The following is an 11,723-nucleotide window of genomic DNA, read 5'->3' as shown; positions in this document are numbered from 1 at the left end:
CCCGGCTTAACAGCCGGTGAACACCGCTCAGCTTTCGCCGAAAACCCGACGGAAGATCGTGTCGACGTGCTTGGTGTGATAGCCGAGGTCGAACTTCTCCTCGATCTCGGCGGGCGAGAGCGCCGCCGTCACTTCGGGGTCGGCCAGCAGCTCCTCCCGGAAGTCGGCGCCTTTTTCCCACACTTTCATGGCGTTGCGCTGGACCAGACGATAGGCGTCCTCGCGCGAGACACCGGCCTGGGTCAGCGCCAGCAGCACCCGCTGGCTCATCACCAGGCCTTTGAACTTGTTGAGGTTCTTCAGCATGTTCTCGGGGTAGATCACCAGCTTGTCGATCACCCCGGCCAGCCGGTTGAGCGCGAAGTCCAGCGTGATCGTCGCATCCGGCGCGATCCCGCGCTCGACCGAGGAATGGCTGATGTCGCGCTCGTGCCAGAGCGCCACGTTCTCCATCGCCGGGACCACGGCCATGCGCACGAGCCGCGCGAGCCCGGTCAGGTTCTCGGTCAGCACCGGGTTGCGCTTGTGGGGCATCGCCGACGAGCCCTTCTGCCCGGGCGAGAAATATTCCTCGGCCTCGAGCACCTCGGTGCGCTGCATGTGCCGGATTTCGATGGCGATGTTCTCGATCGAGCTGGCGATGACGCCGAGCGTGGCGAAGAACATCGCGTGGCGGTCGCGGGGGATGACCTGCGTCGAGATCGGCTCGGGCGTCAGGCCCATCTGCGCGCAGACGTGTTCCTCGACCGCCGGGTCGATGTTGGCGAAGGTGCCGACCGCGCCCGAGATGGCGCCGGTGGCGACCTCGGCGCGCGCGCGTTCCAGCCGCTCGCGGCCGCGCGACATCTCGGCGTAGAACCGCGCGAAGGTCAGGCCCATGGTCGTCGGCTCGGCGTGGATGCCGTGGCTGCGGCCGATCCTGAGCGTGTCCTTGTGCTCGAACGCCCGGCGCTTGAGCGCGGCGAGCACCTTGTCCATGTCGGCGAGCAGGATGTCGGCGGCGCGCACCAGCTGGACGTTCAGCGTGGTGTCGAGCACGTCCGACGAGGTCATGCCCTGGTGGACGAAGCGCGCCTCTTCCGCGCCGATGTGCTCGGCCAGATGGGTCAGGAAGGCGATCACGTCATGCTTGGTCACCGCCTCGATCTCGTCGATGCGGGCGACGTCGAACTCGACGTCCTTCGCCCGCCAGACGGCTTCGGCGTTGGCGCGCGGGATGACACCCAGCTCGGCCTGGGCGTCCGAGGCATGGGCCTCGATCTCGAACCAGATGCGGAAGCGGGTCTCGGGCGACCAGATCGCGGTCATCTCGGGGCGGGCATAGCGGGGGATCATGGCGGGCCTCGTCTTGGGGATGGGGGCCGTTTAGGCAAACCCCCCGCGCGGGGCAACGGTCTGGGGCAGGGCGCGCCGCGGTTTGCGCCTGCCGGAAGGGCGGCGGGGACGCATTGCGCCGGCCCGCGCTTCGGCGCTGACTGGCGCCATGAGCACGATCCTGCAGAATCGCTTGGGCTTCGCGCCCTGGACCGACCCCCGCACCCGCCGCCTGCCGGGGACGATCCCGGTGTCCGAGGACGACTGGCTGGTCGTCGATGACGCCTACGCCGCCCAGATGGCCGAGCGGGCGCGGCTGATCGAGACCCGGCCCGAGGCGGTCCACGCCCTCTCTGACGCCGCACGGCCCGCGGCCGACGAGCTGCTGCGCTGGGTGCTGCGGCTGCTGCCCGGTCGGGGCCACGCGGTCGGCGCGACCATCCGCCGCCCCGACGGGGTCGAGGTCACGCCCGACATGGACCAGCCGCTGCTGACGCTGGGGCGGCTCTGCGCCGAGGATTTCTGCCTGATGCTGCCCGGCCCGGCGGGCGAGCACATCCTCGGCGGCGCGATCCTGTGTTTTCCGGCCGGCTGGACGCTGGCCGAGAAGTTCGGGCGGCCGATGATGGGGATTCACCGCCCCGTGGCGATCTATACCGAGGACGTGGGGCGAAGGGTGCAGCGGTTGCTCGAAGGGGTGCGGCCGGGGATCGGGCTCTTGCGCGGCACGGCGCATCACTCGAACGCGCCGCTGCACAATCCGCGGACCGAGGCGCAGGGGCGGGCAACCGACGCGGCGCTGCCCTTCATCCGGGTCGAGCGGCAATGCCTGTTTCGCCTGCCCGAGACGGGGGCGGTGGTGTTCTCGATCCACACCGCGGTGATCCGCGAGGAGAGCCTGACGCCCGAACAGGCCGCTGTGCTGGCCGAGTTCCCGATCCGCCACGCCGCGTGAGCCGCCCCGTCCGCGTCCTGCGGCCTGACGCCGCGCCATGAAAAAGGGCGCCCCGCGGGGCGCCCTGTCCGGTCCGGTCAGCCGCTGCTCAACAGCTGTAGTACATCGCGTATTCGATCGGGTGCGGGGTGTGCTCGAAGGCATAGACCTCTTCCCACTTCAGCCGGATGTAGCTTTCCAGCTGGTCGCGGGTGAACACGTCGCCGGCGAGCAGGAAGTCCATGTCCTTCTCGAGCTCGTCCAGCGCCTCGCGCAGCGACCCGCAGACGGTCGGGATCTCGGCCAGTTCCTCGGGGGGCAGGTCATAGAGGTCCTTGTCCGAGGCCGGGCCGGGGTCGATCTTGTTCCGGATCCCGTCCAGGCCCGCCATCAGCAGCGCCGCGAAGCACAGGTAGGGGTTGGCCGAGGGATCGGGGAAGCGGGCCTCGACGCGCTTGGCCTTGGGCGATTCGGTCCACGGGATACGGACGCAGCCCGAGCGGTTGCGCGCCGAATAGGCCCGCAGCACCGGCGCCTCGAAGCCCGGGATCAGCCGCTTGTAGCTGTTGGTCGAGGGGTTCGTGAGCGCGTTCAGCGCCTTGGCGTGCTTGAGGATGCCGCCGATGAAATACAGCGCCTCCTGGCTGAGGTCGGCATATTTGTCGCCGGCGAACAGCGGCTTGCCGTCCTTCCAGATCGACATGTTGACGTGCATCCCCGAGCCGTTGTCGCCCTTCATCGGCTTCGGCATGAAGGTCACGGTCTTGCCGTAGGCGTGCGCCACGTTGTGGATCACGTACTTGTACTTCTGGATGTTGTCGGCCTGCTCGACCAGCCCGCCGAAGATCATCCCCAGCTCGTGCTGACAGGTGGCGACCTCGTGGTGGTGCTTGTCGACCTTGATGCCCATCCGCTTCATGGTGGAGAGCATCTCGCCGCGCATGTCCTGCGCCTCGTCGATCGGGTTGACCGGGAAATACCCGCCCTTGTGACCGGCGCGGTGGGCCTGGTTGCCCATCTCGTACTCGGTGTCGGTGTTCCAGGCCGCCGCATCGGCGTCGATCTGGTAGCTGACCTTCTGCGGCGTCACGGCGTAGCGCACGTCGTCGAAGATGAAGAACTCGGCCTCAGGCCCGCAGTAGAACGCGTCACCCACGCCCGAGGCCTTGAGGTAGGCCTCGGCTTTGACGGCGGTGCCGCGGGGGTCGCGGTCATAGGCCTCGCCGGTGTCGGGCTCGACCACGTTGCAATGCACGCAGAGCGTCTTTTCGGCGTAGAAGGGGTCCAGATAGGCCGACGCCGGATCGGGCATCAGCTTCATGTCGGACTGGTCGATCGACTTCCACCCGGCGATGGACGAGCCGTCGAACATGAAGCCTTCCTCGAAGAAGTCCTCGTCGATCAGGTCCACGTCCAGCGTGACGTGCTGCAGCTTGCCCTTGGGGTCGGTGAAGCGGACGTCGACGTAGGCGACCTCCTCGGACTGGATGAGGTCAAGGACCTCGGCGACCGTCTTGGCCATGATGTCTCCTGGCGTTTCGTGAGTGTCGTGGTGGGGGCGAGGCGGAGGGAAGGGGCGGCTCAGACCGCGTCTTCGCCCGTCTCGCCGGTGCGGATGCGGATCGCCTGCTCGATGGGCGAGACGAAGATCTTGCCGTCGCCGATCTTGTCGGTGCGGGCGGCGCCGATGATGGCTTCGATCGCGGCGTCGACGAGGTCGTCGGCGAGCACCATCTCGATCTTCACCTTGGGCAGGAAGTCGACGACGTATTCGGCCCCGCGGTAAAGCTCGGTGTGGCCCTTCTGGCGGCCGAAGCCCTTGATCTCGGTGACGGTCATGCCCTGCACCCCGGCGTCCTGCAGCGCCTCCTTCACGTCGTCCAGCTTGAACGGCTTGATGATCGCTTCGACCTTTTTCATCGCGGGCGTCCTTGGTGAGGGTTGCGTTGGGGATGAGGTGGCGGGTTTGATCGGCGCGGGCAATGCGGCGGCCGGACAGTTCCGGCAGCGCCGCCGCCAATCGGGACGGGGCGCCGCGTGAACGGGCAGGGTGCACAAGATTTGAGCAGGCAATGGATCGGCGGCACCGAAGTCCTGACCACCGCCGAGATGCGCGCGCTCGAATCCGCCGCGATGGCCAGCGGGGCGGTGACCGGGCTTGAGCTGATGGAGCGGGCTGGGGCTGCGGTGGCTGGCCACATCCGTCTGCGCTGGCCGAAACCGGGCTGCGTCACGGTGCTGTGCGGCCCAGGCAACAATGGCGGCGACGGGTACGTGGTGGCGCGGCAGCTGGCGCAGACGGGTTGGCGGGTGCGGGTGCTGGGGATGGACAACACCCCCGGCCCCGATGCGGCCGAGATGAAGCGGCGGTGGGCCGGGATGGGCGAGATCGCGCCGCTGACCTGCGCCGTTTTCCGCGCCGGGCCCAACTGTGACGTCTATGTGGATGCGATCTTCGGGACGGGGCTGACCCGCGCGCCCGAGGGCGAGATAGCGGACATGCTGGCTTACATGGGCGGATCGGGCGGGGACGGGCATTTTTTCCGCGAACGGGTGGTCGCCGTCGATTGCCCCTCGGGGCTGTGCCTCGACAGCGGCGCCTTCCTCGGCGCACCGCGCCAGCCCGGCGGGGTCGGGCCGCATGCGCGGATGACGGTGGCCTTCGACAGCCCCAAGCCCGGCCACCTGCTGGAACGGGGGCCCGACGTCTGCGGCGAACTGGTGGTGGCGGATATCGGGCTGCGCCAGTGGCGAGAGCGATGTGGGACTGGCCGGGCAGCGCGACCCGCCCGCACCGTCGCCGTCTGGCCTGCCCTCGATGTCGCGGACGAGCGGGCGGACCGGATGCGCTTCCCTGCGGCCTGGCTCGCGAAACATGCCGGCCACAAGTTTACCCACGGCCATGCCCTGATCGTCGCCGGAGGCTTCGGCCACGGCGGCGCCGCCCGCCTGACCGCGCGCGCCGCCCTGCGCGTGGGCGCCGGGCTGGTGACGCTGGTGCCGCCCGGATCGGCGCTGATCGAACATGCCGGCCCGCCCGACGCCCTGATGCGGCGTAGGCTCGACGACGCGGACGGGCTGGCCGCGCTGCTCGCGGACAGCCGTATCACGGCGGTGGCACTCGGCCCCGGCTGCGGCGTGGATCGCGCGGGCGCGCTGCTCGACCCCCTGCTTGCTGCCAAACGCCCCTGCGTGCTGGACGCCGATGCCCTGACGGCGCTCGCGGCCCGAGGGCTCGAGGGACTTCATGAGGGATGCGTCCTGACCCCGCACGCGGGCGAGTTCGCGCGCCTGTTCCCCGACCTGGCCGAGCGGCTGGCCGCACCGCGCCCGCCCCGGATCATGACCGTTGCCGACGACGAGCGGCGCGGTGCAGAAGGCCCGCTGGTCGACGCCATGGCCGCTGAGCGGCAGGCCTTGGGCGATGATCACCGCGCCCTCGCAGACCAGCGCGGCCCGCTCTACTCGAAGCTCGACGCCGCCCGCGAGGCCGCGGCGCGCTGCGGTGCCGTGGTCCTGCTGAAAGGCCCCGACACCGTCATCGCCGCCCCGGACGGGCAGGCGCGCATCCATTCGGCCTACGACGTCCCCTGGCTCGCCACCGCCGGGGCGGGCGACGTGCTGGCGGGCATCATCACCGGCCTGCTGGCGCGCGGCCTGCCGCCGTTCCATGCCGCCGCGCCCGCCGCCTTCCTCCACGCACAGGCCGCGCGCCGCTCCGGCCCCGGCCTCATTGCCGACGACCTGCCCGACCAGCTGCCGGGGGTCTTCCGCGACCTCGGCCTCTGACCCGGCCGTTCCAGCTTCTTTCCTGCCCAAGTATCCCGGGGGTCAGGGGGCAGCGCCCCGGGTCAGCCGACTTCACCCGGCGGCGCAAGAATCCCCTCGCACCCCTGCCGCACCCCTGCTAGAACGCCCCGGATTTCCGGGGTGCTGCCAGTGCCCCGGTCGGACATTGCGGGTGTGGCGGAACTGGCAGACGCACCAGATTTAGGTTCTGGCGCCGCAAGGCGTGGGGGTTCAAGTCCCTTCACCCGCACCACGAGGTAACAAAGGACGCACCATGCAGGTCACCGAAACCCTGAACCAAGGTCTCAAGCGCGGCTACCGCTTCACCCTTCCCGCGGCCGATCTGGCCGCCGAGGTGGACCGGCAGTTGGCCGAGGCCCAGCCCCAGATCGAGATGAAGGGGTTCCGCAAGGGCAAGGTGCCGATGGCGCTGCTGAAGAAGACCTATGGCCCCCGCGTCATGGGCGACGCGATGCAGAAGTCGATCGACGACGCGCTGCGCGCCCACATGGAAGAGACCAAGGCCCGCCCGGCGATGCAGCCGCAGGTCGAAATGGAGAACGGCGCCGGCTGGTCCGAGGGCGATGACGTCGTGGTCAACGTCTCCTACGAGCTGCTGCCCGAGATCCCCGAGGCCGACCTCTCGTCGGTCGAGCTCGAGCGGCTGACCGTCACCCCCGACGAATCCGCCGTGACCGAGGCGCTCGAGAACCTGGCGAAGAACGCCCAGTCCTTCGATGACCGCGCCGAGGGCGAGGCCGCCCAGTCGGGCGACCAGGTCACCATCGACTTCAAGGGCATGGTCGACGGCGAGGCGTTCGAGGGCGGCACCGCCGAGGGCTACCCGCTGGTGCTCGGCTCGAACTCGTTCATCCCGGGCTTCGAGGACCAGCTCGTCGGCGCCAAGGCCGGTGACGACGTCAAGGTGAACGTCAAGTTCCCCGACGACTACGGCCACCCGACGCTCAAGGGCAAGGACGCGGTGTTCGAGACCAAGGTCCACGCCGTCAAGTCGCCCAAGGCGGCCGAGATCGACGACGAGATGGCCAAGAAGTTCGGCGCCGACAGCCTCGACGACCTCAAGACCCAGATCACCGAGCGCCTCGGCGCCGAGTACCAGGGCGCGAGCCGGGCGCTGATGAAGCGCGCGCTGCTCGACCGGCTGGACGAGCTGGTGAGCTTCGACCTGCCGGAAAGCCTCGTCGAGGCCGAGGCGGCGCAGATCGCCCACCAGCTCTGGCACGAAGAGCATCCCGAAGAGCACGGCCACAACCACGGCTCGATCGAGCCGACCGACGAGCACAAGAAGCTGGCCGAGCGCCGGGTGCGCCTCGGGCTGCTGCTCGCCGACGTGGGCCAGAAGGCCGAGATCGGCGTGACCGACCAGGAGATGACCCAGGCCGTCATGCGCCAGGCCCGCAACTTCCCCGGGCAGGAGCGGCAGTTCTTCGAGTTCATCCAGCAGAACGAGGCCGCCCAGCAGCAGCTGCGCGCGCCGATCTTCGAGGACAAGGTCGTGGATCACATCATCTCGGGCGCCAAGGTGACCGAGAAGAGCGTGACCAAGGAAGAGTTGGAAAAGGCGCTCGAGTCGCTCGACGAGGCGTGAGCCTGGCTCGGGGACCGCGGGGCTCTGCCCCGCACCCCGGAATATTTGGGCAGGAAAGAAGAAGGCCGCCTCGCATGGACGAGGCGGCCTTTTGCATCGTGGCGGCGAGCGATCAGGTGTCGGCCTTGGCCTTGTCCTGCTGGACCTTGGCCTGATCCTTGGCCGCCTTGTCCTCGGCCGGGTCGATCAGCCCGTTCTCGATCTTGAGCTGCCGCTCGACTTCCGAGTTCAGCTCGGCCCCGGTCATCACCACGATGGCGGCGATCCACAGCCACATCATCATGGCGATGGCGGCGCCCAGCGAGCCGTAGGTCTCGTTGTAGTTGGCGAAGTTCGAGGCGTACCACGAGAACAGCACCGACGCGACGATCAGTCCCAGCGTCGCGAAGACCGCGCCGGGCGAGATCCACTGCCACTCCGGGTCCTCCTTGCTCGGCCCGAAGCGGTAGATGACCGCGAGGCCGAACATCAGCAGCACCGCCATGAGCGGCCAGCGCAGGAAGGACAGGATAGACTCGGCCGCCGAGCCGGCGAATATCACGTTGAGCACCGCGGGCAGGATCGCGATGGCGGCGAGCATCAGCATGATCCCGACGATGGCCCCGAGCGTCAGCCCCAGCGAGACGAGGTTGAGGCGGATGAAGCCGCGCGTCTCGGTTTCGAACCAGGCGACGTTCAGCGCGTCGATCAGCGCCTTCATCCCGCCGTTCGCGGACCAGAGCGCGGCGAGGATCGAGACGATCCCGGCGATCGACAGCGCCGTGTTCGGGGCCGAGGCGATGGCCGTGACCTGCCCGGCGATCAGCTCGATGGCGCTGGGCGGCAGGACGCGGTCAAGCAGCGACAGGTTGTCGGCGATGGTCGCGGGGTCGGCGATCCGGCCGTAGATCGACACCAGCGCGGTGATCGCGGGGAAGAGGGCGAGCAGCGCGAAGAAGGTGACCCCGCCCGAGACCGAGGTGACGCGGTCTTTGCTGAACTCGGTGGCCGTGCGCTTGAGGACCGCGATCCAGCTGTCGCGGCTCAGCTCCCACGGGGAATCGGGGCCGGGCAGGCGTTCGGGCGCGGGGGCATCCCCCGACGCGGCGCCCGACTGGCCGCTCTTGCTGGCACCGGCCTGCTCGGGCGCCCCGCCGGGCTCGGGCGGGAGCCCCTTGCGTTCGCGCCACCCGTCGGGCAGCGGGCCGAAGAGGGCCGCGTAGACATCCGGTTCGGACGCGGGGGTGGCACCCGGCAGCGGGGCGCGCGGCGCCTGAGGCACGGCACGGGAAGGGGTCGGTCGCGTCATACGGGTCTCGCGGGCTGAAACGAGGGCCGCGCCAGTGCGGCGCGGCCGGGGAGGAAGGGACGTCAGGCGGCGGTCAGAGCCGGTGCATCCGCGGCGCGTCGCCCTGGGCTGCAGCCGGGGTGGACGGCCGCGCGTCGCTCGGGTCGCGCAGGTCCACCACGTCCCGCCGCGGGGTGGCGCGGAACGGGTCGCTGGGACGGCCGGCCCGCGGGCCCTCCGGGCGGGCCGCGCCGGCGGTGCCGAGGAAGCCGCGGATCTGGTCGGCGGTGCCGTGGAACTCGCGCACGACGCCCTCGGCCTGGTTGGCGACCGAGCGGAAGGCCGCCATCGCCATCGTCACCGCGCCCACGATACCGTTGATGTTGCGGGTCAGGGTCTGGGCGGTGTGCTCGATCTCGCCCAGCAGGTTGCGCTGCGGCGCCTGCGCGGGGCGGGGGGGACGCCGGCCGGGTTCGGGGGCGCGGGCCGGGCGCTCGGAGCGCTTCGCCTCATCGCGCATCCCCTGGCGGCGGGCGTCGTCCGCGGCGGCCTGGCTGCGGGCCCGGGCGCGCATCGCCTCGCGCTCACGCTCGGGCATGGCGGCGAAGGCGGGGGCCGAGCTGCGGCCGCGGCTGCTGTCGTAGACCTGCTTGCGGGCGCGCTCGGCAGCACGCTCGGCGGCGCGGTCGGCATCGCGGTCCACCTCGTCGTTGCCCGACACGATGTCGGCGACCTTCCGCACGGCCAGCACCGCGCCGGCGGTGACTGCGGCCGCGGCAACGGCCGCGCCGCCATAGACCAGCACGCGCGAGGTCAGCGAGGGCTCGGGCCAGGCGCGGTCGCCCTCGGGCGAGACGTCGCCATGCGGCAGCACCCGCTGCGCGGCATAGGGCGAGGGGGCGTAGCTTTCCTGCCGCCGGTCCACCCGCCGGCCAAGGCCGCGGTCCTCGGGGATGAAGCTGTTCTGGGGCATCTGCCCGGCGCCGGGGTGCTTGGCCATCGGTTCTTCCTTGCTGGGGGCCGCGCGAGGCGCGCGCGGCGGGCGGCGTTGTTTTGCCTGTCTAACACGGCCGAGCCGCGGATCGTTCCAGCCCGTGCCCCGCAATCCCCCATGCCGTAACGAAAAAGACCGCGCCGGGGCGCGGTCTTTCGCATCAGGTATCGCCGGTCCCCACGCGGGGGCGGCGAGGCCGGATCAGGCCTGGTCGGCGCGCGGCGCCTCGTCCTCGTCGCGGCCGGCAGCGCCCAGATCGTCGAACAGCTCGGCGATCTCGAACTCGGCGGCGGCGTCCTCTTCGGCGGCGCGATCCTGGATCGACTTGCCGGACGCCTGCAGCTCGGCCTCTTCGGGCGAGCGGGCGACGTTGACGGTCACCTCGGCATCGACCTCGGGGTGCAGGTGCACGCGGACGGTGTGCAGGCCCAGATCCTTGATCGGACCGGTCAGCACGACCTGGCGACGCTCGACCCGGAAGCCTTCGGCGGCGGCGGCATCAGCCACGTCGCGCGGGGTCACCGAGCCATACAGCGCGCCGGCGTCGGACGCCGAGCGGATGATGACGAAGGACTTGCCGTCCAGCGATTCGGCGATCTGCTGCGCCTCGGCGCGCGTCTCGTCGTTGCGCTGGGCGAGGTCGGCCTTCTTCGCCTCGAAGGCGGCGATGTTGGCCTCGGACGCACGCATCGCCTTGCCCTGCGGCAGAAGGAAGTTGCGGGCGAAGCCCTCCTTGACCTTCACCACCTCGCCCATCTGGCCGAGCTTGGCCACGCGTTCCAGAAGAATGACTTGCATGGGTCAGATCCTCACTTCACGGCATAGGGAAGCAGGGCGAGGAAGCGGGCGCGCTTGATGGCGCGGGCCAGCTCACGCTGCTTCTTGGCCGAGACGGCGGTGATGCGCGAGGGCACGATCTTGCCGCGTTCGCTGATGTAGCGCTGCAGCAGACGGGTGTCCTTGTAGTCGATGGCCGGCGCGTTCTCGCCCGAGAAGGGGCAGACTTTCCGGCGGCGGAAAAACGGTTTGGTCGCCATTGTGGTCGCTCCTCAAGCCTCAGTTGCGGTCGTCGCGGGGCGCGCGCTCGGTGCGCTCGCCACCCCGGTCGCCACGGTCGCCGCGATCACCCCGGTCGCCGCGATCCCCGCGGTCGCCCCGGTCCCCGCGGTCGCCCCGGTCGTCGCGGCGCGGGCCGCGGTCGTCGCGGCGGTCGCGGCCTTCGCGCTCGTCACGGCGCTGCATCTGCACCGACGGGCCGTCCTTGTGCTCGTCCACGCGGACGGTGAGGACGCGCATCACGTCGTCATGCAGGCGGGCCAGACGCTCCATCTCCTGCACCGCGGCCGAGGGGGCGTCGGTGCGCAGGAAGGCGTAGTGGCCCTTGCGGTTCTTGTTGATCTTGTAGGCGAGGGTGCGGACACCCCAGTATTCGCTGTCCTTGACCGTCCCGCCGTTGTCGGCGAGCACCGTCGAGAAATGTTCGACCAGCCCTTCGGCCTGCGCGTTCGACAGGTCCTGGCGGGCGATCAGCACATGCTCGTAAAGCGGCATGGCAATCCCTTTTCGTCTCGGGCGCGCTTCATAGGCGGGTGATGCCTTCCGCGCCCCGCCACGAGAGGCTGCACCGGTTTCGCAAATTGCGGAAGGATGGGGCCTTATACAGAGGCGCCGCGCGGATGCAACCGCCGTCGTGGCGCGCGTGAGGCGGGGCAGGGGAGCGACCGGCCCGGGGGGGAACCCGATCGGCTGCCGGGGGTTCGGGCCGAAGACGCCCCGCCCGGTGCGCGACGCGCCGGCCCATTCCCGCGCCCCCTGT

At 70.2% G+C, this 11,723-nt stretch carries 11 protein-coding genes and 1 tRNA gene; 4 read left to right on the top strand and 8 right to left on the bottom strand.

The features are described 5' to 3' along the window. Positions 1–27: 27 nt before the first annotated feature. Positions 28–1,335 carry an adenylosuccinate lyase gene (purB, locus tag BLW17_RS03020; protein WP_036732188.1) on the bottom strand — a complete coding sequence of 436 codons (1,308 nt, stop codon included), beginning with the start codon at positions 1,333–1,335 and terminating at the stop codon, positions 28–30. A 148-nt stretch (positions 1,336–1,483) separates the two neighbouring features. Here purB and BLW17_RS03015 point away from each other — a divergent pair, with 148 nt between their 5' ends. Then, positions 1,484–2,269, top strand: a complete 786-nt coding sequence (locus BLW17_RS03015; RefSeq protein ID WP_074826057.1) for a heme-dependent oxidative N-demethylase family protein — start codon at positions 1,484–1,486, stop codon at positions 2,267–2,269. An 88-nt stretch (positions 2,270–2,357) separates the two neighbouring features. Here BLW17_RS03015 and glnA read toward each other — a convergent pair whose 3' ends face one another. Both glnA and BLW17_RS03005 read right to left on the bottom strand, forming a co-directional pair. Next, a complete protein-coding gene (gene glnA, locus BLW17_RS03010) occupies positions 2,358–3,770 on the bottom strand; it encodes a type I glutamate--ammonia ligase (protein WP_036707979.1) in 1,413 nt (470 codons plus the stop codon). Between the two features lie 59 nt (positions 3,771–3,829). Beyond that, positions 3,830–4,168, bottom strand: coding sequence for a P-II family nitrogen regulator (locus BLW17_RS03005; RefSeq protein WP_036700453.1), 339 nt, complete (start codon positions 4,166–4,168; stop codon positions 3,830–3,832). Positions 4,169–4,309: 141 nt separating this feature from the next. Here BLW17_RS03005 and BLW17_RS03000 point away from each other — a divergent pair, with 141 nt between their 5' ends. The 3 genes from BLW17_RS03000 to tig all read left to right on the top strand — a co-directional run bounded on the left by BLW17_RS03000 (position 4,310) and on the right by tig (position 7,646). Next, positions 4,310–6,037: an NAD(P)H-hydrate epimerase gene (locus BLW17_RS03000; protein ID WP_269429067.1), complete on the top strand. Its 1,728-nt coding sequence runs from the start codon at positions 4,310–4,312 to the stop codon at positions 6,035–6,037. A 168-nt stretch (positions 6,038–6,205) separates the two neighbouring features. After that, positions 6,206–6,290, top strand: a tRNA-Leu gene (locus BLW17_RS02995). Positions 6,291–6,311: 21 nt separating this feature from the next. After that, positions 6,312–7,646, top strand: a complete 1,335-nt coding sequence (gene tig, locus BLW17_RS02990) for a trigger factor (RefSeq protein WP_036700451.1) — start codon at positions 6,312–6,314, stop codon at positions 7,644–7,646. Between the two features lie 112 nt (positions 7,647–7,758). Here the strand turns inward: tig and BLW17_RS02985 are convergent, their stop codons facing one another. The 5 genes from BLW17_RS02985 to rpsF form a co-directional block, all read right to left on the bottom strand. Beyond that, a complete protein-coding gene (locus BLW17_RS02985) occupies positions 7,759–8,907 on the bottom strand; it encodes a YihY/virulence factor BrkB family protein (RefSeq protein WP_052176283.1) in 1,149 nt (382 codons plus the stop codon). 100 nt (positions 8,908–9,007) lie between these two features. After that, positions 9,008–9,913, bottom strand: a complete 906-nt coding sequence (locus BLW17_RS18030) for a hypothetical protein (RefSeq protein ID WP_074826054.1) — start codon at positions 9,911–9,913, stop codon at positions 9,008–9,010. A 195-nt stretch (positions 9,914–10,108) separates the two neighbouring features. After that, positions 10,109–10,705, bottom strand: a complete 597-nt coding sequence (gene rplI, locus BLW17_RS02975) for a 50S ribosomal protein L9 (RefSeq protein WP_036700447.1) — start codon at positions 10,703–10,705, stop codon at positions 10,109–10,111. Between the two features lie 11 nt (positions 10,706–10,716). Then, a complete protein-coding gene (rpsR, locus tag BLW17_RS02970; protein ID WP_036700444.1) occupies positions 10,717–10,944 on the bottom strand; it encodes a 30S ribosomal protein S18 in 228 nt (75 codons plus the stop codon). A gap of 19 nt (positions 10,945–10,963) precedes the next feature. After that, positions 10,964–11,458: a 30S ribosomal protein S6 gene (gene rpsF / locus BLW17_RS02965; RefSeq protein ID WP_036736128.1), complete on the bottom strand. Its 495-nt coding sequence runs from the start codon at positions 11,456–11,458 to the stop codon at positions 10,964–10,966. Positions 11,459–11,723: the final 265 nt, after the last annotated feature.

The organism is Paracoccus sanguinis, assembly GCF_900106665.1.
Lineage (GTDB): Bacteria > Pseudomonadota > Alphaproteobacteria > Rhodobacterales > Rhodobacteraceae > Paracoccus > Paracoccus panacisoli.
Note: the sequence above shows the minus strand (reverse complement) of the source record. Positions and strands in the feature narration are given on the sequence as shown.